The sequence below is a fragment of the Haemophilus sp. THUN1690 genome, assembly GCF_059704375.1.
Genome location: NZ_AP046584.1, coordinates 1 through 23,046 on the forward strand (window position 1 = coordinate 1; position 23,046 = coordinate 23,046).

The window sequence follows — 23,046 nt, forward strand, 5'->3', positions numbered from 1 at the left end:
TGTTGCCGCCCGCGAATTTTGAGAAATATAACCGTTAAAAGTGAGAAATCTGAAATCTTGGCTGTTTCCCATTTTAAGCGGTTAAAAATCGCTAAATTTGAGAAATAAAAACGCCCTTTAAATCATCATTAAAGGGCGTTTAAATTTTACACTTTAGATAAACCCGCACAACATAACTGTCCCTAAAAAAGCAAGATAAATTCCTCTTCTTGCTTTTTTCATTTAATGAAACAGAGTTACATATCTGCACCTATTTAGCCCTCCATCCATCCCCAGCCTAATTTGACCACAGCCAGTCATTTTTCCGTAATGATGACTTGCTATGTAAACCTAAGAGAGCAATCCTATGGTCAAGTTAAACAAACACAGGAAACCCACAAAATGACAAATTTTAAAATGAGAACCAAGCAAGAAATAATGATGGAATTAGCTCTTGTTGCCGTAAAAGAACACGACGGTTTTATTGTAGACGGTTCGCAATATTCACTGCCTAACAAATACGGGCAAACTTTTGTCTATAACACGGCATTTTTAGATGTGCGTTTTGTGGAAGACGGACGCAAAGATTGCGTGGTGAGATTTACGTCCACGCTCGCCCCTTTCGCCCCACCTTTTTATTGTTTGCTTTCCGAATTAGAAGACTAAAACAAAAGGCTTCGTGATTACTTGAAGCCTTTGTTACTGCTAGAATTTATAGACTAAATTGTCTTCATACGCCACTTGGTAGTTCAGTTTGGCATTGACTGTAATCCGTTTGGCGTTTTCAAACGCCTGCCAATTATCCACCTTATCTTCCAGCATATAATTCACAAAGCGAATAAACTCCGACTTCGTCGAGCTAAAGAACACATACGGTGGTCGCGTAATATTGACCAGTCGCAAGAAATCAATCAAATCAAAATAGGTGGCTTGTTTGTAGCTTTCCTGCTTGGTGCAAAGGTAAGGCGGATCTAATACAAACAACGCTTTCGGATCATTGCTAAACTTAGGCAAAAGCGTGTGGAATGATTCTTTCACAATCTCTACGCCATCCAAATACCCCTCTGCACTTGGGTAATCGCTTAACCGCACACAATGCCAGAAATCTTTTCGGTAGAGTTCTTCCAATGAGCCGACTTGCTGACCGCTGAACAGCAACCAACTCGCCAAACAATTTAAGTCTTTATAACCTTGAAATTCATCAATGATTTGGATGATTTCTGCCTTTAACGACTTTGGTAAACGCTTATTTTTTGGCGTAGTGTTACCAATTTTTGCAAAGATTTGTGCACGTAAGGTATTGGTGTCATCAATATGCACTAACCTTTCCGCATAGCCATCAAAATCATTGTAGATTACATGGGCTTTTGGTTTTAATCGTTTAGCGGTGTGGCTGAGTAAGCCCGAACCGCCGAATGTATCAATAATCGTCCAGCCTTCACCATCACCTTTAATATTCTCATTTAAAACTGTTTCAAAATGTTTAAGAAACATTCGTTTTTGTCCGATAAACGGCAACGGGGCTTGTTTAAAGGTGTTTTGATTTGCCATAGTTTTTCCTTTCTATTCTATGGCGTTCCGATGCTCAAGGCATTCTGACACTCAAATCAAATTAACGTGTAGTATTAACGGTTTTGCAACGAGGGCATTTGATTTCTAAATAACCAACCATCCCCACTTTCGCCAATAATTTGTTACAAAATGTGCAACGGATTGCTTTAATTGACTGCATATATTTCTCCTAATCAAAAGATTTGTTACAATCCGCCCGCCTTGCGCAAGGTAGGCGGCGTATGGCTATATGCAGGCACGCTCTGCGTAGCTGGTAACAACATGCATTCCAAGTGCCGTTGTTATCGCCGTCTTTTCTTTACTGAATTAAACTTTGTGCAGGGTAAACTCTCCTTTAAATTCTTCTTTTATTGAACATTACGGCAAGTTGATTCGGACTAAACCGCCAGCCGTTTTCCCCGCCACAAATTGCATTAAAGCACCATTCGCTACAAAAATATTTTGAGCGTTTTTGTTTAATCCCAAGAACAATCCCGACAGCGCCCCACCAGTCATATTTACAGCCCGAAGTGCGGTCAAAATACGCTTTAATTTGCTCCTCGGTGACATCGTTGAGGGGGATTAAATCCCATTTGGTGTTATTGGACACATCAATCTCTTTACAACGCACCCCGCCATCTTGTACTGACGAGGAGTAGCAATCGAACACGGTTTGATGTTCGTAATGATGCCCATTGGTAAATTCAATGCGTTGTACAGCAATTTCGCAGTGTGAATAAACACCTTTCGTGAAAAATCGTGTGGCGGCATCAGCCAAGGCTTTAATGGGTTCTTTTCGCCAGCTGCGTTTGTGTTTGTAGAGAGCTAAATACAAGTTAGCCATTTTGGTATGCCTCCATTAAATCGTCCATTTGCTTGATAATATCGTCGTGGATTGCCTGCATTTGGACGGTGGTTAAATCGGGGTGTTTTAACTCATATTTACGCATACGTAATACCGACAAGTGGTCTTGCAGTTTTTGTAACCCTGCCGCCTGTTGCAAAATAATCTCGGTGGCAGTTTTGTTGTCCACACCAGCTGGCACGGCAAAGCTGGTGATATAAATGCTAGGCTCACCTTGATAATTTGCTGCTTTGAAGGTTTCTGCCGCCGCTTGACGGGCCTTATATTCTGATTCGAAGCGTGTCCACGTGCTATAAATCGTGGTCGCTTTGTTATCAATGCTTTCGGTGAGCTGCTGCAAGGTGTGGGCATTGAGTTCGGCTTGCTTGGCTTCATCTTTCACCCATGCTGAACCATTCCATTTACAAGGCATATCAAGCGGTTTGATTTCAGTTAAGTTTTGCGGTAAGTCGCCTAGCTCTGTGCGTTCTACCTGATCACCTGTTTCGGTGTCGTAATAGGTGCCACGATGGTCGGCAACATAACCCCAGCGGTTATCTTGTCGAACAATCACAAAGCCTTGTTTGGCTTGCGGTGGTGCGTCTAAATAGCTGCCGCTTGCAAGGCTGCCACCTTCGCTCACAAATTCAGTGGTGCTATGGCTGTAAATGCCGTTGTTGTCTGTGCAGTAAACGGTAATTTCACCGCTTGTTTCGGCAAAGCCGTCTGTGTTAAAAATAACTGTCATTGTGTTCTCCTAAGCGGCAAGGCAGATGTAATGAAAGGCAATATTGCGAGGGCGAGTTCTTCCTATATATTGAATATCTACTCCAAGATTTGAATAAGTACCTGGTGCCGCGCGCCAATTGTTAGCTCTATTTGCAGGTTCTGCCGTAGTCATTTTTACGGTTATATTAGGTGTTTCGCCCAATTTTGATTCATCAAATCCAATTTGCTTAAGGTTATTCCCTGACATAGAGATAACGTTATTGACTGAATTAGATTCTTGGACAATTGGAGAACCAAGTTGAGCTGATAATAACGCCCGCCCAGTATCCACACCACGCCCATTATCCCAACCACGGATAAACTCCCCACGGAAATCAGGCAATTGTCCTGACGGATATTTCTGTGCCAATTTTGGATAACGACGAGTATCAAACCGCTGTCCATTCATGGCTAAGCAACCTGTTGGGACGGTAGAGAGCGGATAAGGAATAGGCACGCCGATGAATAAATCCCGTAATGCTGTTAATTCGCCAGTATTCGCTGAAATAATTTGCTTAATTGCTGTGGCTAACTGATTCAGCTGCCCTTTATTGGGCGTTACACTCGCTTCGGTTAAAACACCTAATAACTCTGCCTGCACAATATTGAACCAGTCCGCTCCTGGATAGCTCGGTGCAACGCCATTTCCACCTTCGGTAAACCAACGCGGTGTATTTGGCTGAAACTGTTGATTTTTCACCGGTGGCATCACGCTCACACCGGAGCTATTATCTAATGCATACATGATTATCGTTCCTCATAAATAAAGACTAATTCCAAATTGGCATAGCACAGTCGCTGTAAAAAACATTCGATTTTCGATCGCTCTATCATCACCAATTCATTTGTCACCGATTCCAAGCAAGTCATATTGTGTACATGGCGACTAGTGGTATACACAAACACTTTCCAAGCGTTTTCTTGTGGGTGTAATGGCTGCATACAATCACGCACACAATGATGCGGATAATGCTCAATCACACGAATTTGATAACCATTGCGCGCTGCCAATTCTTCCAAATAAAACTTATTGAACGAACCCACTTCGTTATCTTTAGCAATTAATGCCGCACGGCGTGCTTCAATGGTATTGATTTCCGTACATTCCGGCAGCCCATAAAAGGCTTCCCAATCATCCAGTAAAATAAATGCGTTGCTGAACAACCGCTCTTTCACGAGCTGATGGGCGGTTTCATTGACTTGTACTAATTGTTCGGCACGAATGGATAAAATTTTCCCTATATTGCTATCAGGGCTACGATTCCACGCCAAGCCCACTGGCAATAACTTTAATGCGGCGTCTAAATAATCCACTTGTGTTAGGTTTGCCATGTAATATTCCCCAACACTAAAATTTGATCACGTTCCAGTTGAATATCCGATTGCAACGAAAGAATGCTGTTATCTGTTTCGCCAATCACATTAGAAACGGTTGCTCGTAAATGGGAAAGATATAAAAGCCCACCTGGTGCCAAGGTTTGAAACAAAGAAACTAATGTCGATTTGACCGCACTTTTTAGCGATTCCGTTGCAGGCACAAGACGAATGGTTAAATCTAATCGTTTCACTTTAGGGGCAAATACAAATAACTCATTACCTGCTGGCATTCCTTCCCAAAGTCCTGTCACTGTGTTCTTGTGTCCACTGATATAGGTTTTCACTCGCTCGCAATCCTGAGTGGTAGGTAAAATATCTGTCTGATTGTCTAACACAATCGCCAAGCCAGTCGTGCCGCCACCGTAATAACGCGGAAAACACCAAGCACGCGTAACCCCATTCACTTCCAATGCCCAACGAACATAATCATGTGGTGCACCACCTGCGGGCGGATGTTGTACACGTTGAATTAAACGGCTTAATAAAGCTGAAAGAGATTCCATTTCTGTACCACCGCTCATTTTCAGTACAGTCGCATTAGGCTTTACCCCTAAAATAGCATTAGTCAAGGCAAGTTGAGTTTGCGCATTGAGATTACCTTGGCTGCCGTTTACTGTGCATTGCACGGAAATTTCGGCAAAGCCTGCTTGTACTTGTGTAGTCTGCATAGCAGCAAAGGTTAAATCGGAACGGCCATCACGCCACAACGTGCCTTCGGCAATTTCTGTCGCACTTACGACTTCAATTCGAATCACACCTTGTGCCGCATTGGCTGACTTTCGATAAATGCCTTTATAAGCGCAATATTCCAATAAATAATCTTCGTCTGCTGTAGTAGGGATAATTTGACGGGCTAACCAGTCAAGATGTTGATGCTCACTGGCACTTAACGCCGCATTAATGCGATTTAATACCGACACGACTGAATGTCGTTTAACATTTGGAAAACGGCTTAGAAATTGCTGTTCGCCCTGATTGACAAGTTGAGAAAGCGTTGGGGATTGATAAGGCATTACAGGCTCCATACTGCTGAAAACGTGCGTTGCTCGGTTTGCCCATTAGGCAACGTCACAACAACGCTTAACAACAGCACGAACTGTTCAAGATTGGTCGCTATCACGTCAATGGCAAGGGCGTGACCATCATCAATAAGCCACTGTAAGGCTTGTTCGGCATAGGCTTGCGCATCATCAAGCACATCGGCAAGTTGTTTAGAGCGGGCAAGTGTCCATAGGTGAGATCCCATTTCCACTTGTCTTTCTTCATTCTGATTAAAGTCATTGCCCCACCAGCCGCGTTGATTATCTACGCGCGCATCGGTGAATAAGCTAATCACAATGGCATTGGTTAAGCTGTCATCCGTCAATAATGCAGAATCAAGCGAAACAACATCACCTTCGCCGTCTTTCCACATAATACTTAAATCTGACATCGCTTTTACACCGGTTTACCCACCCCTTTTTCGTGGTCGTGGTTCGCGCCACTCTTACCATTTGAAAGGTGATCTTTTGCTGTTGATGTTCCAATAATAGTCACATCGCCAGCAAATTGCGTTTGTGGAGCGTCAAAGTTAATCTCATCCGCGTTCACCGTAAATTTTTTACAGGTCAGAATGGCTTCGCCATTTTGGGTTAATAATAGCTGATGCCCTTCGGCATGGTAAAGTACCGAATCACCAGGTTTTAAAGCAGTCGGGCGTACGCCTTTATCTTCGACAACAATCGCCACCAAATGTGAACGCTTGCCACCGACGGAAAGCACAATAGCTTCGCCGCCCATTGGCACGGAAGAATGCCCATAATTTTGAAAACGCTCCACATCATCTACTACTTCATCGGCTTGCAGTCGCACTTGAAGATTTTGTCGGCTGAAGGAATCCGTTACAATGGACACCACCGCACGCGAAATCAGCGACTTTAAACCGCGTTTAAGTGGAGCTAAAACCTTATTTAAACCATCCATAAATTATTCCTTAAAATCGCTAAATTCCGCCACATTATCTTTCTTTGATTTTTTTGACTTTTTACCTTTTTGTACCTTATCCAAAGACTCCTCAGGCTCATCAAAGGCATCTCGGTGCATTAAGGTAAGCTGACTACGTGTACCATTCTCATCAAGAGTAAAAACGACTTCCACTATCAAACGAGCCTGTCGTTCAAATCCCAACTCGGGTGCAGTAAGCCACACAATTTTATTGGGTAACCATAATGAACCATCAGGTTTCTGCCAGCCTTGCACGGTCGCTGTAGATTTTTGCGCTTCTGCCTTGTTACGTTTAAGCTCCCACATTGCCCGTTGATAACCGCTCGTCCCTGTCATATTATCGTCAGCGATAATCACCATCGGACGATAGCGCGTAATATCGGGATCTATTACTTCTACTTTTAAACCGCTGGCACTCATTGTTTATCCTCTTTAAAACCGTCAAATTCTTTCACATTATCTTTACCGTTTTTCTTTCCACTGCCTTTTTCGCCACCTTGCTCGGCGTCGCCAATCACCCGATACTGACTAAAACGATTTGCCCAACTGTCCGTCAATTCCAACTCTAAAAGATTTTGCCCTAAAATCAATTCGCCCACTGGCTCTGTGCTAGGTTCAGTAAACACTAAATTGCCATTCACGTCAGATGTCACTAACACCCCCTTATGCCGCGCGGCTTTGGTTAGCGTATCAAACACCGTTTCGCCAGGTTCAACTTGCCACACTGGGATTTTTTCCGCTGCATCTTGGCTTTGTACCGCCCACACCACATCAATGCCAAACGGCACGCATAAAGTGCGGGCAATTTCTTGCAGATTTTGATTTTTAAAGTGGTAGCTATTGTGAATCACCGAACAATCCACCAAATCGGCGGTTTTATCTCGTCCGCTAATACGCACTGATTTGTCCTCACCACTGATACTTTGATTGAGTTCATCTAAGTAGCCAGTAATCGCCCTCTCGCCGTTTATCTCTAACATCAATGCAGCACCGACTTTCAACACAGAAACGTCATCTTCCGCACGCACTGCAATTCCTAGTTCAAATCGTCCGCTCATCGCTTCCAATGAACGGGTAATGGAAAGCGATTTCCAACCAGTAAAAATCAACCCATTTAAGTAAAGCTTAATCTCAGGTTGTTCGATAACCTCACTCATGCCAACACCTCCACTTGCGAACCGCCTAAACAAAACAACGGGTGGCGAATCTGATTGCGTCGCACTACGCGTTCCCAACCTTTAGCTTTGCCTGTTTCATTAAAGGTTACCACCAAGGCGGGTTGTGTATCGGTTAAATCCACCATTTTACTTTCTGCCAACAACTCACCACGCGCGCGTAAATCCAACAACAATGCCAAGCGAAATTGCTCTAACGCTTCATAGCTTTGCCATTGCTCGTGATCGGCACAATCAAAAATCGCCCGTTCAAGTTGCTCATCAATATCACGCAAATAACGCTGCACATCGGCACGGCTTTCAATCGTTGATGGTTCGCCCTTTGTACGTATCGTGATGGCTTGCGCAATAGCTTTGCCATATTCCACCACAAGCGTGGTTTGCATTAAACGCAAGAATACAAACTGCGCTTTGGCTTGCAGTGCGTTCAGTATATTTGTCATACCATATTGCGCCATCACATTGCGCGATAAGGTCTTGTGAATAGATTGTTGATTCGTTTTTCCGTCACGTAAGTTCTCTAATGCGGATTTGGGTATTTCAAGCTGACGTTGTTGCAGTTTTGTTTTGGCTTGATTCATCGCGTCACTGAGCGCGGACATTTGCACAAAAACACGTTGAGTATCCACCGCATTTTTTAGTGAATGTTCGGCAGGTATTGCCGTTGCTACCTGTAATCCACCGTAATAGCGATTCACAACACGACCAGATGCGCTTATTGCTACACCTTGCCCCCCAAATTGCACCAAGGACTGTAGTTCTTTCGCGAATAATTGCGGCGTGCGAATCAGTGTACTCAAGCGATTTTTAAAGCCCATTACGCGGTTTTTAAATTCGCTTCCCACAGCTAACACCGCACCAATCCCGTCAAATACGGTTTCAATTAGGCCAATAAAGGAATCCACTAAATTAAAAATTGGCGCAGTGAGTTCATCAATAAAATCCAACACACCTTCAATCATCTCCGCAAACTCATCAGCCAGTGCATTCAGTGCATCCGCATATTGATTTAATACACCAAACAAGGAATCTTTCTTGGCTAGCGGCGCAATTTCATTGATAGCAGGTATAAAGCTAATATCAAAACGCGTGACGCGTAAATGTCCAGTGGAATACACCGCCTTATAATCATCTACACGTACTTCCTTAGTGCCGAAATACGGATGTTTCAGTGTACCTGTACCTGGTTTTTCTAAGGCTTCAATCAGCTTTTCCGCCTGTTTTACATGGTCATCACCAATCACTAAGCAACTGATGTGGTAATTGCGTAGGCGTAGGCCTAAATCTTCCGTCATCCCGTCATCACGCAATGGGTATTCATAACGCACCAAACGGCGACCACCGTCCATCCCTTGTTCGTCTTCAATTAAAAACGGCACGCCACGAAAAGATCCCTTACCGCTTTTTTGTCGCATTTTGCTCATTGTTATGCACCTCCATATAAGGCTTGTCCGCTATAGCCCATTGAGACTTTCAAACCTAATTTATCTTGTGATTGATTGGTTTTAATATTGGCTTGCGAGACGGACGCAATCAGCCCCTCTGTCGGTTTTACGTTCACTTCAATTTGCCCATTTAATTTTGTATCAATAGGATTGATGCCTGCCAATTTTTCGCCGATTTCACTCCCCACAAAATTGCCCACTGATTGCCCCACATTAGCCACCGCAGCAGAAATTTGCTGTGCGGGGGCTTCTGCAGTTTTAGGCTTTTCTTCGAATTGCTCACCGACTTTATCGCCCAGCCAGCTCCCCACATATTCGCCTAAAAAGCCGCCAATCGCTGCTCCCACAACGGGAATCGGAATTAAGGCTTGACCGATAATTGCCCCAGCAGTCGAACCTGCAATCGAACCGATAGACTCGCTTTTCTCACGGGCGGTGGAATCTTCATCCAATAATACCGCTGCACCTTGTGCCATCGCCAAGCCAGTATTCAATAGCGGCACCGCTTTCGACACAGTTTTACTCACCGCAGACGTGGCGGATTTCGCCAAATTCGCCGTGCTTTTGCTCACATTAGTGGCAGTGGTTTTCAGGCTTTGGGTGGCTTGTTTCACACCATTTGCCACATTCGCTCCACCGCTTGTTGCGACAGTCGGTGATGCTTTAGGTGCACCCGTTGGCTTGACTGCTTTTGCTGGTTTATGGTTTAGATCATTTGGTCGATATTTCCCATTGGATTTCGACCGCACTTTTTTGCCGCGCTTGCGTTTACCGCTGAAATCACCACCCACACCGCCGAAATCAGTCGGCATATTCACCACATATACCGATTGCACACCCGCCGTTTGCCCAATCGCGCTGGCAACACTGTCCGCTGGATTCGGTAAGCTACCTTTTTTACCGCGTCCAAATAATGCCTTGCCAATCCCCCATGTAGCTTTGCTAACACCAGCGACACCTTTACCAAAGCCATACACACTTTGCCCGGCGGAAAGGCTAATACGTGCCAGCTTGTTTGCGCCATAAAGCGCGGCGGCAAATTTCGCAATATTGCCGTAACCACCTGCCTTTTCGGCAATCCAACTCATCACCGAGCCAATATTTTCTAAGATGGGTTTAATTTCCGTGGCAGCGGATTTCAGCTCCTGCAAGGCTTTCACCAACACATCACTGACGGTTTTGGCAAATTCGTCTAACGTACCGTCGTCAATTTTTTCATTGAGCCAATCAACAAAACTGCCCATTTCCTTTTTCAGCGTATCGAAGGCACCGTGTTCCATAAAGCGCGCTTGCATTGACGTCCAAGTATCTTCAAGGTTAGAGACTAAGCCGTCCCAGGTTTTCATCTGTTCTTTTGCCGCACCCTTGGCATCACGCCCCATGGCGCGTAAAAGCGCAGCAATGGCTTTACGTCCTAACTTGCCTTCTTGTAGCATCTTTTGCATTTGGTCGGCGGTGTATTTGCCCCCTGTTTCTTGGGCTAATAAATCAAATACTTTGACATTACGTTCCAGTAATGGGTTGATTTCTTCCATTGAGAGCTTGCCTTTAATAAAGCCCTTACTAATGGCTGAAATATAACCGTTTAAGTTTTCCGCATCGCCGCCTACTTTAGCGTTATAGTCCACAAGGGCTTGCAACGAGCCATTCATAGGATCAATGCCAGCCGTTTTCAGACGCATCATCGCTTGTTGCGTATCAGCAAAGGCCATCGGCGTATCAGTGGCGAATTTTTGCAACCATTTATTAGCTGCGTCCCCTTGGTCGCCAAAGGTTTGTTTCATCCGAATGCCTGCCATTTCAAAATCTGCCGCGGTGCGCAACATTGATTTCCCCACCGTCGCCGCACCAGCGGCTGCCCCCACTCCTAAAATCGGGATGGTCATATTGCCCATGCCGTTGATTTTATTCGACACTGCACCAATGCCTGCCCCCAAGGTTTTAAAATGCGCATTTGTCGCTTTAATTCGATTGGAAAGTGCGGTCAGTTTTGTGCCAGATTGGGTGGCAAATTGCGAGACATCTCGCCCAAAACGTGCGGCCTGTTGGCTAATATTGCCAGCGAGATTGATATAAAAAGAAGTGGAATTGCCAGAGCTTGCCATAATGTCCTCTAAGTGGATGTGTTGATGTAACTAATTAAACGCGGCAAGGAAAGAATGGGTTGAGAAAGCACCCACAAAGGGGTGCATTGATAATGTTTAGCCAGCAACAGACAGGCTTTCTCAAAATTACGCGTCTGTTGCTTCCAAGCGCCCCCGTTGGTCGAGTCCTTGCGCGGTCGCTTTTGCAATTTCTTGGGCGGAAAGCATCGCATTAATGACTTCCATATCCGCCGTGGAAAGCGAACCAAGCTGCTTTAAGGAAATCGGACCGCTAATTTTGCCAATGCGTTTAATTTGGCGACGAATCAGCTCATAGTTAAATAACACTTGGCTAACAACCAGAACCGGCTGACCTTGTGCATCCATCAACAAACGTTCTGCCGCACATTCCGCCTCAATTAAATCTTGAGTAGTCAGCTCACGAGTTTCCACATCAAGCTGCGGTTCATCACCAAACATTAAGCCATCTTTTAAACGAAATTCCATTATTTACTCCTTACGCTGGTTTACAATCTACCGCAGCCACTTTTAAAGTAATTTCTCCTTTCGCAGAAAGGGTTACCGCGTCCACCGTCCACGCGCCAGCAAGTAAATAGGTTTGCCCCACGTCCGTTTCAAATTCCACCGTGCCGTCGGTCATATTTTTGAGTTTAAAAATATCAATATCTGCACAGTTAAAAATTTTACATTCCACCGTCGCTTCCGTGGCAGTTTCTTGATAGCCATACACGCGTGAGCCTTTCACTGTTTCACGCGTATAACCGCCGATGTCTAAAGTGGCGTCATCGCCAGTTGGATATTCTGCACCGTCAATGCGAATAAAGGCGCGCCCTTGGTATTGTTTCCCCATTGTTCATTTCCCCTATAAACGATATTGAATCGCGTGCGCATACACACGGAACTGATTCACTAAATCTTCGCCTGAAAGCACGTTTAAACGGCATTTATTATCGGCATCACGTTCAACCAGCAAGGTTTTGCTAAAGTTGTCAAAGTTTTCCACCAAGCCTTTGTACTCCAACTCGGTAAACAAGGCGAGCAACTCGGCGCGGATCACTTTTGGCGTCACAATCGCTTGCCCTGGTGCAACACGAATGCCGTCATCCGCCAGTTTATGGCGTGGATATTTCTGCGTAATACGTGTGCGAATGGCGTAACGCAAATAACTTAAAGTGGCAATGGTTTCAATGTAAAGATAACTTTCGTCCATATCGCCAAAGCTATTTTTACGATACATTGTGATCGCCGTCTCCAACTGTGGCTGGCTGTTGGCATTCACGGTATAAGTACTCACGCCGCTATAAAGCAAGGTATTGCGTGCCGGTAAATCCCAACGGTCTGACATGGCAGGCGGCAGCATATCCATGACCAGCGTTTGCACAGGACGAGCTGGGTCAATCGCAAGCGAACCCGCTGCCACTGCACAATAAGCTGCTGCCCATTCGTAAGCAGGCTCTGGAGATTTATTAGTTGCCATCAGCGTAAATAAATAATCGTTGCGTTGTTCTGCAAAGGTTGTTGCGGTTGCGTGCGAGCCACCTTTTGCCATAAAGCACAATCCGTCAATTTGTTGCATCGGTCCCCAACGGTTCACGAGTTCCGTGCGTAGCGCGTTGAGACTTTCGGTGTCAGTAAACGGATTCACTACATAATTCCACCATTCCGCGCCAAAGCCAGTAATCGCATCCGTCATACTTGGGTTTACCGATCCACCGCTCATCGGCGTGATGTTAAGTGCAATGCCGTCAGGGTAACTTTCACCGCTGTAGTAGTTGGCTCGAATATCAATCTCATTGCCGCATTCGCCTTTAAAGCGAGCAGTTAAAGAAATCACGCCATTTTCCACCGCACTTTCCACCACAGTATCACCATCCGCCGCAATCAGTTTTTGCAATTTAGCGGCTAACGTTGCTGCCGTATCGCCTATCGCTACCGCTTGTTGATAACGACGACCAGCAATCATTACGTTTAACACCCCCGTACCGCTTGCAGTTCCCACCACTTGCACTTTGCCAATGGCTTTTGCCCCATTAGATTTTTCTTCCAGTGGCAACACCCATAAATCTAACGTGCTATTGTGCTTTTTAAACACGCGCACCATATTGGCAAGTTGAGATCCACGACCAAACAAAGCCTTTGCTTGAGCTTCATTTTGTACGCGTACTGCTTTGCCAGCAATCGCCGAACCTGTCGCCAATTTTTGACCGAGCATTAAAACTTTGTGCAACATTGCTGGCGTACCAGAAACGGCACGGCTATTGTCAAATTCAATGTAAGCTAAAGGCACTCGAATTGCGTTAGGAATGCCATTAAATGAAATCGCCATTATGCGTCCTCTTTGGTTGTTTTCGCCTTGCTTGCCGCGTTGTCATTGACAAGCTCCACATCACCAGCTTTTAAATGGTTAAGCCAGTATGCTGTTTCTGGTTTTTCTTCCCCTTCTTCAGAAAGTTGTTCAAAACTTTCTGGGTCGCGAATAATTAAGCCTGCTTTTGGTTTAATTTTCATTAGGATCTCCCTGTTTAGGTAAAATTACGGTAAGTTGAGTTTTGTCATCAAGGACGTTTTCATCTCGTGATTGATTAAATTGGTGGTGATATACAATGAAGTCGTCCAAACTGCTTTCATCAGTGTCACAAGGCAAGGGTTGTACAGCGTTGAAGTACATCCCATATACAGCCACGCCCATGCCACTTTGGGTATCGCTCCACAAATTCTGTACGCTTTGTAGTTCAAACATACCGCTAGGGGCAATATGTGCGCCATCCAGTCCTGCGTTTAAGCGTTCCACAATTTGATAAATGCCCACTGCATCGCGCCGTTGTCCGTTAAGCACCTTGGCAACCACAAACACGCCCCAACGCGCTGTTACGCAATTTCGGCGTTCATTCGGTATTTGTCCCAACCACGCCACATACACGGCGGGCGGATTACGCACCAAACGGCGAACACTGCTGTCGTCCCATTGACCAGGATGTTCTTCTACTTCCTTTAAATGGTTACCACATAGCCGCTTAATTTGCGCAATCAGCGCATTAGAGGTGGCTGCAATAATGCTACTCATCAAATAAACCCTTTTGCACGTTCACGCCCCCATACGCTACCGCCTGATTCCATCACCACAGTATTGTCGCTTTCTACGGTTTCTCCGCTATCCGACAAGCCAAGAGTAATTGTGCCGCTGGCGACTTTTTCCAAAAATCGGATACTGTCCTCATAATCTTGTCGTGCTTGATCAGTTGGGCGATTTTTCTCTAAAAAATAACGTGCCAAATAACAACAATGACGCACTAACACCGCAGGAATGTTATTAAGTGGCAGGGTATAACGTCCAGCTAAGTAGCTATCAATAGTTTGCACTGCATCCTCTAAGGCTTCATCAACTTTTGCCTCGTCCAACGTACCATCTGACAAGCGCGCCAAATCCAACAGTTCTTCTTCGCCATAACGTTTTTTTAAGTCGGTAACATTGGCGTAAGACATTATTCAGCCTCACTCAATAATGCGATTAAATCTGCTTTCTTCGCATTACCATCAAAGGTTTTGCCACGTTCGCGCAATGCATTTTTAAGCTGTTCAACGGTTAAGGTGTTTAAATCGGTTGGTAATGGATCTTCACGAACTGATTTTTCTTCGTCACGATCCGCATCACCTTCCGATAACCCTTCGCCAGATTTTTCACCGCCTGTTGCGGTAATTTCTTTAACCACCAAACGCGCATCGCCTTTAAGGGCCGCAATTTGTGTCGCACTAAGGTTTTCAAAAACATTGTCACCTTTGTGCAAACTAAGCCCAGCTCGGCGATAGCCGTCTTTAATGCGGTTTTGTACCAGTACACCACCGCCTTGATAAAGTTTTTCCATTGCATTGTTTCCCTGCTTTAAATCATGTTTAAAGAGCATTTAAAGTGCGGTTAAAAATCACCGCACTTTTCCCGCATTTACCTACAGATAATCGGCGACCACCAATTCCAAGCGACCTTTCAATTCGTTATCCACGGCCGCACCGTCTTCGACACGGAACTCACGTTCTAATAACTTGGTTGCTTCTTTTTCCAACGATGGCGGCACAATGATGTGGGTTGGTTTAATGCCTAAACGGCGGCCACCGTCCCCTTGTACTGCACGCATCGCTTCAATGGCTTTCCAAAGGTTCTCTGCCGTGAGTTTGCCTTTCACTGCATGCGCCATTTGCCAGAAACCATACCCCACGTTAGAACGCGCATCTACACCATAGGTGAACACGTCTTTCATAAAGACTTTTTCATCATTCGGATCGGTAATTTGCGCTGGCGTTGGGGTTTTACGTTCTTGGTAAATAATCGGCTTTAAGGCGCGCGAACAGTCTAAGAGATACCAAGCATTGTCTGCGGTTACACCAGTGCTATCATCGGTGATGTTACTTACCGATTTCGGGCTGGTGCCGTCCACATTTGCGCCCACCGGATGATCGGTGTCAAAGAAATACTGCTTGTCGTAACATTCAGTGGTAAAGCCGTCTTTTAACGCACCAAACACTAAAGTGTCTGGTAATTCACCTGCAGCACGCCCCAATTCTTCAATGAGTGGGCTATACACGCCAACGTTGTCATCTTCGATATCGGTACGTGCAATTTCCACCGCGTTAGCCCATTTTTTGTTGGTAATCGAATAACCGTGGCTTTGAATCGCGGTAATCGCACGTTCACCTACCCATTCTTTCAAACCTGGCATTTGACCGAGCCACGCATAGGTATTTGCCGCGGTTTGCGATTTCACTACCGTCGCAATTTTGCTGTATTGACTCGGAGCACGTGCCAAGCCTTCTTTAAAGTTTGCACCAAAGCCGACAAACAGGGCTTTGACAATATCAGGGGTTACATTCGCCATTATTCAGTCTCCAGTTGTTTTGCGTAATCAGCTTCACTCATGCCGAGTAATTTAGCCGCTTCTTTTTCCGCTGCACTTAATACTGCTGTGCCTTTTTCTGCTTTTGTCGCGGCAACCTGTGTGGTTTGCTGTGCACTTAACGCCGCAATTTTCGGACGGCTATCTAACATTGCCGACAACGCCGCAACACCTTGTTGTTTGCCGAAGGCTTTCAAGTAATCTTCTTCCGCCTTCATCGCACGACCGTCATTGCGCGCTTGCGTCACCACTTTTTCAATTTGGGTTTCTTCGCTTTGTGCCGACAGCACCGCGACTTGGCTTGCCATTGCGTCATAGGTCGCTTTCGGTACATATTGGCTTAAATCTACTTGAGTGGCTTTCGCGCTCAAGGTCGCCACTTGTTCTTCCGCCTCTTTTTTGCCATTAATCAGTGCGTCTAGCGCATCTTTGGCTTGCTTAGCTTGTTCTTCTGTCGGCTCCGCGCCTTCGGCAATCTCAATACCGAGTGTCGCCAACAACTGTTTCAACAGATCCATTCGACTGTTCTCCTGTTTGGGTAAGGCTGCCGAAAGCACCGCCAACCGCTGCATACCAGTCACACCAGGATCATTAGTCAGCGCTGCCATTCGGATTTCCAGCGGTATGCCTTGCTCATCGTAAGGAAACACCGCACTTAAAAACGCAAACTCGCCATTTTTAATGTGTTCGTAGGCTTTCGGTGTCCAACGCGGCTTAATAAATAAGCCCTGACGTTGTTCATCATCAAACCAACGCATTTCATCTGCATTAAACCAACCAGCCGCCAACACAGCACCCGCTTCCTTGCCCTGTTTCGCCTTAAACCAAGATTCGTGTTCATAATCCACGAGCACGTCTTGTTTTAAATTGCGCACCAAGCCAATTAAGCGGCTCGCAATGGCTTCATCTAAAAACCAATGCGCCACATCGGTAGGCGAACCATCCCGTGAGCGAAACTCGCCTTTAGGTAACAGTTGCTGCCAGCCGTCGGGGGTAGCGGTAAGTTGGGCGGTCAAAACCGCCAATGGGGTCATCTTTGCGTTCATAGTGCTATGATGACGTGCAAAGAGGTTTGGGTGAGTTTGTGGAAGATCAGGAATAAAAAAGGCGTATTTCTGAAAAAGAAATACACCTAGACAAGAAAGGATTTTATAAAATCGTTTAAGAGGCGTTTAAATACGTTTAAGGGCGTTTAAATTTTTTAACCCGATAAACTTTACCATAAAATTTTTAAATGCGTCTATGGCGGTTTTAGGGCGGTTTTTATTATTCATCCGAAAGGACTTCTTTAAAGCGGTTAGAAATAATTTGTCGAATTTCTTTTTGACCGCTCTGACCCAATCCTAAGAAAGGTCGTGCATGCATAGATTTTGTGCCGCTTTGATGGTACTGACCATAAGGCTCTGCTGCGCCAATCATTGCGAAATCATCACCATAGTCTAAATTTAAACTCGCCACCAAATCCCCGCGTACCTGTAAGATTTTGCCATCATAGCCGCGATTTTCTCTCGATTGCTTGGTTTTAGGGTGCAATGCTGCCCATTTCTCGCCTTCTGGCGTGCGTTCTTCATCAAAAGCCATTTCGCTTTCATGCCACAACACATTAGCAATTTTACGTGTTAAACCGTCAGATTTACCCACTTCCTGCAACTTACGGAATTGGGATTGAATGGCCGTGGTATCAAATTTAAAGTCTAAATGCATATAATAACCTTGGGTGATGTTGCCCGTAATAAAAGGAAATTGAAATGATAGATAAACAAAACTCCCTGTTTAAAATTTGACTTTTGCATGTTTTAGGCGTATTTTGCAGGAAAAGAAACGAGCTTGTTGTCTAATTGGTAGGACAGCGTTTAGCAATAAATGCCCTGTGCGACTTCGATACTCGCCAAGCTCGTTACTCTTCACCTTTCACAATTTTGTACACGCCAGAACGAATTTTTGCCAATACATCAGCATAATCAACTCGATAAGCATTAATAACTGAATCCACTTTCTCTACAGGCTTTAACTTGTCTTTACTTGGCGAATCCACAACCACCTTGATAGTTTTTTCTTTGTTGAAATAGATTAAATTGTTATGTCCACGCTCAGTATCCCATACAACAAGACTTGGATTAGCAATAATACGAGAGATTGAGGCATATTCTTCAACAGTAAGTCCAACACCGGTTTGATTATGCTTATTCGAACTGGAATGTTCTAATCGCTTTTCCGTCATAACAAGTACACGTTCCGACATTTTTACTCTGCCAGATAGCTCAGAGACACTTTCCGCAATCTCCGTCGAAACAAACCCCGCCGAAATATACCGTACACTTGCTCCACGTTTGCCCAAATTGGCTTTCACCCAATCAGCAAACGCCTTATGTCGTGCTTCACTGTTATTAATCGCCTGAATAGTCTGTTGGCGCAATTCACGATTTTGCACTTGCAATAATTTACGAATCACCGCGCGATCAGTGCCTAATGCTGCTTGCCCGACGTTATAATTCCAACCTGGCTCCGTTTTAATCGTGCCTTGATTGGTTTTAAATACCGTAATTTTGCTATGCGTTTCTTCACCGCTTAGAGGATCTGTGCCGGCTAATGCCCATTCTTCTTGCAAACGCCCGCCACTTTCATCCACCGAAAGCCCTAAATTATTCAGTTGAAAATCACTCAATGCCCGTACACGACAGCGACAGCCCCAGCCATTAGGCGGGTAAAGGGTATCCCAAATCGGATCATCAAAACGATACACTTTGCCGTGTAATGCCATATGGCTTGGGCGCGTGCGGCTATCTAGCACCGCCACATACTGCCAATAAGGTTGTTCGTCGCTGTTGGCAATTTGCTCCGCATAACGCCCGGCGTGGTAAGCAGTAATTTTATTGGTGCGTAAAATGGTGCGCAAACGGCGCGGACTACCTAATTGCACCACGGTTTTTCGTCCGAGGTCGTCGGTCATTTCCTGCTTACCCCACCAACCTAACGCGCGTAATTTAGGCTCAAGCTGTTTAATAAAATCACGCTCTGACATACCGCTTTGCACGGCGTCTTCCGTTGCTTGGCGTAAGGTTTCCAACACGTCCAGCTTAGTCACTTTTGCCACCGTAAAGGCTTTAGCGTGCGCAGCATCGAGCTGTTCTTGCCAATTCCACGTAATCTTGTAGCCTTTCGATTTTAAATAATCCACCGCCATTTTCGGCTCAAGGCGCAACAAATAGCCCATATCCAAATCGCTATTATTTGGCATCGCAACGTCCCAATAAATCACTAATAAAAATAGCTTTCGTCATCATAGACTCCAATTCACTATCGTCTAATTGCGCATATAGGGTTGCTATTTTTTCTTGCGCAAACTCATAACCGCCTTGCTGTAAGGCTTCTACCACAGGTTTCAATAACGGATCCATAATCGCTTCATATTGCTCGGCAGTCGGTTCCATTTCATCGACTAGAGTTTCATGATCGCGTTTCACCGACAGCACGGCCATACCTTTCTCATTTTGTGCCGAAAGTGCGGTAAAATTTGGTTGCGTTTTGCGTTCCAGTACCGCTTCATTTTCGCCCGCCATCGGAATTTGTAACTTATCGTGCGCCCATTGAGTCGGGATACGAAAGCCAATATCGACTAGCTTATTAATACCATCAGAAAATTGATTAATATCTTCCGATTCCGACACATCAAATTCAAAACGCGGAATGCGTCTAACATCGCGTAATCCATGTGTATTGAGCACATAAAGCGGATAGACTAAATCGCGCGTTAAAGTCGCAGAAAGGCGTTTTAAATCGCTATTGCGTAACTCAAGGCGTACATCATTATGCACATTGCCCAGTGCATTTGTGCTGGTTGCACCGTCCGCTTGGCTAGTGAGCGTGCCGCCTAAAATGGCTTTACTCATGGATTTCTCTGCCCACTCAATCATTGCCATAAATTCTGTCGCATTGCCTTCTGCGGCGCGCTCAAAATCAATTTCCATCCCACGCGGAATAATCCCGCCAGCATTATGCCCAATGCTCATCACGGCGCGCAGTAACGTATCTTTTTCCGCTTTCGTTGCCCCTTCTGGATATTTACCTAAGCGCATCGGCAAGCCGTAAATCTCTAAAAACTCGGCGAAGTCCCGTGCCGAATAGTTTTTATAAATAAACGGCCAAATCAATGTACGTATTAAGCCGATGCGCGACAAATAACCTGTCTTGGCTTTCGCAATATGCGTAATCCAGCCGAATTGTTGCAATGGCACACCGTCCACCGAACTATCGCGTAGCCGTAGGGTATTTCGCTCAAAAGTCGGGGTCATAAACCAAGAGGGATCGCGCCATTGCACAGATTTAATCAACTTCAAGCCGCCAATCAGTTCTGGCTCCCATTGAATTTCTTGGCAAGAATAGCCTTTTAAAATTGCATCGGTAGCATCAAAAATACAATCGTCCAACCAAGTGGCATCCAGCAACACATCCGTCAACCAATTCGCATCACGCTGTTCTTCCGGTGTCGCATTGCGCGGTGGCACAATCTTCCAATCTACCGTCAAAAGCGCACTACGGCGTTTGCCCAGTTCTGATTGCAAATGCGCGTCTTTTTCTTCCATATCTTCCGCGAGTTCCGCCTGTGCGACTAAATCGCCCACCTCGGCGGCGCGTAAAATGCGTGCCGCTTTTGCAGGTGTCAATCCGCTGGTCGGGTGTTCGCTATAGGTACGAGCAAGCCACGCCAAGCGACTGTCATTTTCCGTTTGTAACGCATCGTCAAATACAAACGGGTTGCCGTGAATATCTAAAATTTTGCTTTGCATAGGTGTATCCTTAAAAATCCCAATCGGATGTCATAAAATCATCAAATTCGCCATCGTCTTCTTCTGGATGCTTGCTCGGTAGGGGTGTAAATTCAATTTCGCCCCCCGTCATAAAACTCGCGCGTACCGCCATACAATACGCCACCGCACTATCTCCGTGGCGTTTGCCAGATTTGCCGTTGCTTCTTGCTTTGTCGATTTTGGGCACACCGTTTATCACCACAATATGCCCTTGGTCTAAGATAATCTCTTCATTACGTGGAATCTTAATTAACTCGCTTTCATACAACGCCTTATATTTTGGCATCCATTCTCGATACCATTTATCATTGAGTTGCACCGTTTCCACCATGCTTGCACCATATCGTAGCAAGGCACTTTCTGCTAAATATCCTCCGTTACCCGTCGCATCGAATGATGACCCAATAAAACGTGGCAATTTAGGTAACACAAACAACATAATTTGCTTTTGTTGGTCGTAAGGGCAATTGCGAATTTCCAGCGTGAGTTCAATTTCCCGCGCCGTGCTTGGCTGACATGCGCACACCGCAAACACGCTTAAGTCTCCGCTGCGCGCAAAGTCCACACCGAAACTATGGCGTAAATGGGGATCTAAGGCTTCCAAATGAGGCTGCACATCTTTAAGGAGCCATTCCAGCGTTAGCACTTGCCGCTCTTCTTCCGAATAGGTGATAAACTTGTCATCACACTCAAATTTCAGGACGATTTTTGTTGGGTCTGCTGCACGATCAACAAGCGGGCGTGGAATATAACCGCCCGAGCTTTTCTTTGGTACACAGTAGTATTCTTCTAGTGCATCATCTTCTGTCGCTGTTTCTCGTAATAACCCAGCTTTCCAGGCGGCTTCTTTCTCTTGGCTCCATTCCTGCTTACTCACCTGACAAATGCGCCGATATAAGCCTTCCGCACAGGCATCATCAAGGGTGATCGTATGAATTGAATAGCTTTTACGCCCCGCACGGCTGTCTTGAATCAACTGATTAAACAGGTTATCCACGCCATTATGGGTGGAAATCAACCGCACTTTTGCTCCCCACATGGTAAGCGCGAGTGCAGCCTTTAATACTTCGGCCAACTTTTCATGGAATGCGGCTTCATCGATACACACAACCCCTTGCATACCGCGCAAGTTTTTCGGATTAGAGGACAGGGCCTTAATCTTGAAACCGGAAGCAAAATAAATCACATAGGTAAGAATATCTTTGTCTTCGTCTTCCAATACTTCTTCGCTGATTTCGCCTGCTGCTTGGTTAAACACACCAGCCCACATCGAGCACGCATCAATAAACTCGCGCGCCATTTCTTTGTTAGAGCCAATATAAAAAACGTCAGACCCACCGTCTGACTTTGCTCTACCTGCAATCAACACATCGTCTGCTGCTTCCGCCCAAGTAAGACCGGTACGGCGTGATTTTTCTGCAATTTTTAAAGGACTATCATCAGCAATCCAGCGTTTCTGATAGCCCAACAAGACTTCATTTTTGTCGAACGGGATAAAATCAGGCAATTTTTTCACCGCACTTTTTGAATTTTCTGGCATTACGCCACCCCTAAAATCTTCGCCTTCAACATATCTACCGCATCCGCTGAAAGACCCGCTTTCACGGCAACATTCTCCGCTGTTTCAGCGGCAAGTTGCGCCACTTCTTTACGAATTTTTCGCTCGCGTTCTTCACTAATGGCTTGCGCTTGTTCGATGCGGTTAGCAATCAACGCCAGCTGATTAATCACTTTCGGATCCACATCATCTAACTGACCAAGTGACATCGCTTTATCAAAAGCAATAGTTTTCACCGCTTCCATCAAGAGTTTGCCTACATCCGATTGCGGTGCCTCGCCAAATTGTTTTGCCCATAATTCTGCCATCTCACGGCTTTCACGAATTTTCGCCCCCATCTTTTCCATTCGACTGGCATAACGGTTTAATCCTGTTCTGCTCAGTAACGCCGTCTCGGGCAAACCGCAATCGCGGATCAACTCATTAATTTCGTCTAAAATTTCCGCCTGTGAAAATTGCTTATCACGCAACATCATCGCCAGTTGAGTTTTGATGTTAGGAGGCAATAAATCCACTTTACTGGCACGTCCACGGGTGTTTTTTTCTGTCATTTAAACCACCTTTAAA

The 23,046-nt window shown here is 45.3% G+C and carries 28 protein-coding genes; 1 reads left to right on the forward strand and 27 read right to left on the reverse strand.

The window, feature by feature from the left end:
* Positions 1-381: 381 nt before the first annotated feature.
* Positions 382-645, forward strand: coding sequence for a hypothetical protein (locus AC6H22_RS08830; protein WP_497515627.1), 264 nt, complete (start codon positions 382-384; stop codon positions 643-645).
* A 39-nt stretch (positions 646-684) separates the two neighbouring features.
* On the opposite strand, the gene AC6H22_RS08835 is transcribed toward AC6H22_RS08830, so the two are convergent.
* The 27 genes from AC6H22_RS08835 to AC6H22_RS08965 all read right to left on the reverse strand — a co-directional run bounded on the left by AC6H22_RS08835 (position 685) and on the right by AC6H22_RS08965 (position 23,030).
* Positions 685-1,530: a hypothetical protein gene (locus tag AC6H22_RS08835; RefSeq protein ID WP_497515628.1), complete on the reverse strand. Its 846-nt coding sequence runs from the start codon at positions 1,528-1,530 to the stop codon at positions 685-687.
* 61 nt (positions 1,531-1,591) lie between these two features.
* Entirely contained in the window at positions 1,592-1,711 is a 120-nt protein-coding gene (locus AC6H22_RS08840; RefSeq protein ID WP_005640690.1) for a Com family DNA-binding transcriptional regulator, read from the reverse strand.
* 174 nt (positions 1,712-1,885) lie between these two features.
* Positions 1,886-2,374, reverse strand: coding sequence for an enoyl-CoA hydratase (locus tag AC6H22_RS08845; protein ID WP_497515630.1), 489 nt, complete (start codon positions 2,372-2,374; stop codon positions 1,886-1,888).
* A complete protein-coding gene (locus tag AC6H22_RS08850; RefSeq protein ID WP_497515631.1) occupies positions 2,367-3,122 on the reverse strand; it encodes a tail fiber assembly protein in 756 nt (251 codons plus the stop codon). The genes AC6H22_RS08845 and AC6H22_RS08850 overlap by 8 nt, the downstream gene beginning before the upstream one ends.
* A 9-nt stretch (positions 3,123-3,131) precedes the next feature.
* A complete protein-coding gene (locus tag AC6H22_RS08855; protein ID WP_497515632.1) occupies positions 3,132-3,887 on the reverse strand; it encodes a phage tail protein in 756 nt (251 codons plus the stop codon).
* A 2-nt stretch (positions 3,888-3,889) separates the two neighbouring features.
* Positions 3,890-4,474, reverse strand: a complete 585-nt coding sequence (locus AC6H22_RS08860; protein ID WP_497515633.1) for a putative phage tail protein — start codon at positions 4,472-4,474, stop codon at positions 3,890-3,892.
* Positions 4,462-5,532 carry a baseplate J/gp47 family protein gene (locus tag AC6H22_RS08865; protein WP_497515634.1) on the reverse strand — a complete coding sequence of 357 codons (1,071 nt, stop codon included), beginning with the start codon at positions 5,530-5,532 and terminating at the stop codon, positions 4,462-4,464. The genes AC6H22_RS08860 and AC6H22_RS08865 overlap by 13 nt, the downstream gene beginning before the upstream one ends.
* Positions 5,532-5,951: a phage GP46 family protein gene (locus tag AC6H22_RS08870; protein WP_497515635.1), complete on the reverse strand. Its 420-nt coding sequence runs from the start codon at positions 5,949-5,951 to the stop codon at positions 5,532-5,534. Before AC6H22_RS08870 ends, AC6H22_RS08865 begins: the two co-directional genes overlap by 1 nt.
* A 5-nt stretch (positions 5,952-5,956) precedes the next feature.
* Entirely contained in the window at positions 5,957-6,481 is a 525-nt protein-coding gene (locus AC6H22_RS08875; protein WP_497515636.1) for a phage baseplate assembly protein V, read from the reverse strand.
* Positions 6,482-6,484: 3 nt separating this feature from the next.
* Positions 6,485-6,922, reverse strand: a complete 438-nt coding sequence (locus tag AC6H22_RS08880) for a phage baseplate assembly protein (RefSeq protein ID WP_497515637.1) — start codon at positions 6,920-6,922, stop codon at positions 6,485-6,487.
* Positions 6,919-7,659 (reverse strand): phage baseplate assembly protein, encoded by a 741-nt coding sequence (locus AC6H22_RS08885; RefSeq protein ID WP_497515638.1) that lies wholly within the window; start codon positions 7,657-7,659, stop codon positions 6,919-6,921. The genes AC6H22_RS08880 and AC6H22_RS08885 overlap by 4 nt, the downstream gene beginning before the upstream one ends.
* Complete coding sequence (locus AC6H22_RS08890; RefSeq protein WP_497515639.1) at positions 7,656-9,101, reverse strand: DNA circularization protein; 1,446 nt, start codon at positions 9,099-9,101, stop codon at positions 7,656-7,658. The genes AC6H22_RS08885 and AC6H22_RS08890 overlap by 4 nt, the downstream gene beginning before the upstream one ends.
* Positions 9,102-9,103: 2 nt before the next feature.
* Positions 9,104-11,227: a tape measure protein gene (locus AC6H22_RS08895; protein WP_497515640.1), complete on the reverse strand. Its 2,124-nt coding sequence runs from the start codon at positions 11,225-11,227 to the stop codon at positions 9,104-9,106.
* A gap of 126 nt (positions 11,228-11,353) precedes the next feature.
* Positions 11,354-11,713: a phage tail assembly protein gene (locus AC6H22_RS08900; RefSeq protein ID WP_005658765.1), complete on the reverse strand. Its 360-nt coding sequence runs from the start codon at positions 11,711-11,713 to the stop codon at positions 11,354-11,356.
* Between the two features lie 10 nt (positions 11,714-11,723).
* The gene (locus tag AC6H22_RS08905) at positions 11,724-12,077 is read right to left on the reverse strand and encodes a phage tail tube protein (protein ID WP_005641463.1); all 354 of its coding nucleotides are present in this window, start codon (positions 12,075-12,077) and stop codon (positions 11,724-11,726) included.
* Between the two features lie 12 nt (positions 12,078-12,089).
* Complete coding sequence (locus AC6H22_RS08910) at positions 12,090-13,553, reverse strand: phage tail sheath subtilisin-like domain-containing protein (RefSeq protein ID WP_497515641.1); 1,464 nt, start codon at positions 13,551-13,553, stop codon at positions 12,090-12,092.
* Positions 13,553-13,735 (reverse strand): DUF2635 domain-containing protein, encoded by a 183-nt coding sequence (locus AC6H22_RS08915; protein WP_497515642.1) that lies wholly within the window; start codon positions 13,733-13,735, stop codon positions 13,553-13,555. Before AC6H22_RS08915 ends, AC6H22_RS08910 begins: the two co-directional genes overlap by 1 nt.
* Positions 13,725-14,291, reverse strand: coding sequence for a DUF1834 family protein (locus AC6H22_RS08920; RefSeq protein ID WP_497515643.1), 567 nt, complete (start codon positions 14,289-14,291; stop codon positions 13,725-13,727). The genes AC6H22_RS08915 and AC6H22_RS08920 overlap by 11 nt, the downstream gene beginning before the upstream one ends.
* The gene (locus AC6H22_RS08925; RefSeq protein WP_005641471.1) at positions 14,291-14,710 is read right to left on the reverse strand and encodes a gp436 family protein; all 420 of its coding nucleotides are present in this window, start codon (positions 14,708-14,710) and stop codon (positions 14,291-14,293) included. Before AC6H22_RS08925 ends, AC6H22_RS08920 begins: the two co-directional genes overlap by 1 nt.
* Positions 14,710-15,090 carry an HI1506-related protein gene (locus tag AC6H22_RS08930; protein ID WP_497515644.1) on the reverse strand — a complete coding sequence of 127 codons (381 nt, stop codon included), beginning with the start codon at positions 15,088-15,090 and terminating at the stop codon, positions 14,710-14,712. The genes AC6H22_RS08925 and AC6H22_RS08930 overlap by 1 nt, the downstream gene beginning before the upstream one ends.
* 81 nt (positions 15,091-15,171) lie before the next feature.
* Positions 15,172-16,095 carry a Mu-like prophage major head subunit gpT family protein gene (locus AC6H22_RS08935; protein ID WP_497515645.1) on the reverse strand — a complete coding sequence of 308 codons (924 nt, stop codon included), beginning with the start codon at positions 16,093-16,095 and terminating at the stop codon, positions 15,172-15,174.
* Complete coding sequence (locus tag AC6H22_RS08940; RefSeq protein ID WP_497515646.1) at positions 16,095-17,159, reverse strand: phage protease; 1,065 nt, start codon at positions 17,157-17,159, stop codon at positions 16,095-16,097. The genes AC6H22_RS08935 and AC6H22_RS08940 overlap by 1 nt, the downstream gene beginning before the upstream one ends.
* Before the next feature lie 220 nt (positions 17,160-17,379).
* Positions 17,380-17,817 carry a phage virion morphogenesis protein gene (locus AC6H22_RS08945; RefSeq protein WP_118855635.1) on the reverse strand — a complete coding sequence of 146 codons (438 nt, stop codon included), beginning with the start codon at positions 17,815-17,817 and terminating at the stop codon, positions 17,380-17,382.
* Between the two features lie 193 nt (positions 17,818-18,010).
* Positions 18,011-19,351, reverse strand: coding sequence for a phage head morphogenesis protein (locus AC6H22_RS08950; RefSeq protein ID WP_497515648.1), 1,341 nt, complete (start codon positions 19,349-19,351; stop codon positions 18,011-18,013).
* Positions 19,341-20,900, reverse strand: coding sequence for a DUF935 domain-containing protein (locus AC6H22_RS08955; RefSeq protein ID WP_497515649.1), 1,560 nt, complete (start codon positions 20,898-20,900; stop codon positions 19,341-19,343). The genes AC6H22_RS08950 and AC6H22_RS08955 overlap by 11 nt, the downstream gene beginning before the upstream one ends.
* Before the next feature lie 10 nt (positions 20,901-20,910).
* Complete coding sequence (locus tag AC6H22_RS08960; RefSeq protein WP_497515650.1) at positions 20,911-22,461, reverse strand: terminase large subunit domain-containing protein; 1,551 nt, start codon at positions 22,459-22,461, stop codon at positions 20,911-20,913.
* On the reverse strand, positions 22,461-23,030 hold the full coding sequence (locus AC6H22_RS08965; protein WP_005641497.1) for a DUF3486 family protein: 570 nt from the start codon (positions 23,028-23,030) through the stop codon (positions 22,461-22,463). Before AC6H22_RS08965 ends, AC6H22_RS08960 begins: the two co-directional genes overlap by 1 nt.
* Positions 23,031-23,046: the final 16 nt, after the last annotated feature.

Bases quoted from the DNA above. Each gene is read 5' to 3' on its own strand.
- AC6H22_RS08830 (WP_497515627.1), top strand. From the start codon at position 382: ATGACAAATTTTAAAATGAGAACCAAGCAAGAAATAATGATGGAATTA.
- AC6H22_RS08835 (WP_497515628.1), bottom strand. From the start codon at position 1,530: ATGGCAAATCAAAACACCTTTAAACAAGCCCCGTTGCCGTTTATCGGA.
- AC6H22_RS08840 (WP_005640690.1), bottom strand. From the start codon at position 1,711: ATGCAGTCAATTAAAGCAATCCGTTGCACATTTTGTAACAAATTATTG.
- AC6H22_RS08845 (WP_497515630.1), bottom strand. From the start codon at position 2,374: ATGGCTAACTTGTATTTAGCTCTCTACAAACACAAACGCAGCTGGCGA.
- AC6H22_RS08850 (WP_497515631.1), bottom strand. From the start codon at position 3,122: ATGACAGTTATTTTTAACACAGACGGCTTTGCCGAAACAAGCGGTGAA.
- AC6H22_RS08855 (WP_497515632.1), bottom strand. From the start codon at position 3,887: ATGTATGCATTAGATAATAGCTCCGGTGTGAGCGTGATGCCACCGGTG.
- AC6H22_RS08860 (WP_497515633.1), bottom strand. From the start codon at position 4,474: ATGGCAAACCTAACACAAGTGGATTATTTAGACGCCGCATTAAAGTTA.
- AC6H22_RS08865 (WP_497515634.1), bottom strand. From the start codon at position 5,532: ATGCCTTATCAATCCCCAACGCTTTCTCAACTTGTCAATCAGGGCGAA.
- AC6H22_RS08870 (WP_497515635.1), bottom strand. From the start codon at position 5,951: ATGTCAGATTTAAGTATTATGTGGAAAGACGGCGAAGGTGATGTTGTT.
- AC6H22_RS08875 (WP_497515636.1), bottom strand. From the start codon at position 6,481: ATGGATGGTTTAAATAAGGTTTTAGCTCCACTTAAACGCGGTTTAAAG.
- AC6H22_RS08880 (WP_497515637.1), bottom strand. From the start codon at position 6,922: ATGAGTGCCAGCGGTTTAAAAGTAGAAGTAATAGATCCCGATATTACG.
- AC6H22_RS08885 (WP_497515638.1), bottom strand. From the start codon at position 7,659: ATGAGTGAGGTTATCGAACAACCTGAGATTAAGCTTTACTTAAATGGG.
- AC6H22_RS08890 (WP_497515639.1), bottom strand. From the start codon at position 9,101: ATGAGCAAAATGCGACAAAAAAGCGGTAAGGGATCTTTTCGTGGCGTG.
- AC6H22_RS08895 (WP_497515640.1), bottom strand. From the start codon at position 11,227: ATGGCAAGCTCTGGCAATTCCACTTCTTTTTATATCAATCTCGCTGGC.
- AC6H22_RS08900 (WP_005658765.1), bottom strand. From the start codon at position 11,713: ATGGAATTTCGTTTAAAAGATGGCTTAATGTTTGGTGATGAACCGCAG.
- AC6H22_RS08905 (WP_005641463.1), bottom strand. From the start codon at position 12,077: ATGGGGAAACAATACCAAGGGCGCGCCTTTATTCGCATTGACGGTGCA.
- AC6H22_RS08910 (WP_497515641.1), bottom strand. From the start codon at position 13,553: ATGGCGATTTCATTTAATGGCATTCCTAACGCAATTCGAGTGCCTTTA.
- AC6H22_RS08915 (WP_497515642.1), bottom strand. From the start codon at position 13,735: ATGAAAATTAAACCAAAAGCAGGCTTAATTATTCGCGACCCAGAAAGT.
- AC6H22_RS08920 (WP_497515643.1), bottom strand. From the start codon at position 14,291: ATGAGTAGCATTATTGCAGCCACCTCTAATGCGCTGATTGCGCAAATT.
- AC6H22_RS08925 (WP_005641471.1), bottom strand. From the start codon at position 14,710: ATGTCTTACGCCAATGTTACCGACTTAAAAAAACGTTATGGCGAAGAA.
- AC6H22_RS08930 (WP_497515644.1), bottom strand. From the start codon at position 15,090: ATGGAAAAACTTTATCAAGGCGGTGGTGTACTGGTACAAAACCGCATT.
- AC6H22_RS08935 (WP_497515645.1), bottom strand. From the start codon at position 16,095: ATGGCGAATGTAACCCCTGATATTGTCAAAGCCCTGTTTGTCGGCTTT.
- AC6H22_RS08940 (WP_497515646.1), bottom strand. From the start codon at position 17,159: ATGAACGCAAAGATGACCCCATTGGCGGTTTTGACCGCCCAACTTACC.
- AC6H22_RS08945 (WP_118855635.1), bottom strand. From the start codon at position 17,817: ATGCATTTAGACTTTAAATTTGATACCACGGCCATTCAATCCCAATTC.
- AC6H22_RS08950 (WP_497515648.1), bottom strand. From the start codon at position 19,351: ATGCCAAATAATAGCGATTTGGATATGGGCTATTTGTTGCGCCTTGAG.
- AC6H22_RS08955 (WP_497515649.1), bottom strand. From the start codon at position 20,900: ATGCAAAGCAAAATTTTAGATATTCACGGCAACCCGTTTGTATTTGAC.
- AC6H22_RS08960 (WP_497515650.1), bottom strand. From the start codon at position 22,461: ATGCCAGAAAATTCAAAAAGTGCGGTGAAAAAATTGCCTGATTTTATC.
- AC6H22_RS08965 (WP_005641497.1), bottom strand. From the start codon at position 23,030: ATGACAGAAAAAAACACCCGTGGACGTGCCAGTAAAGTGGATTTATTG.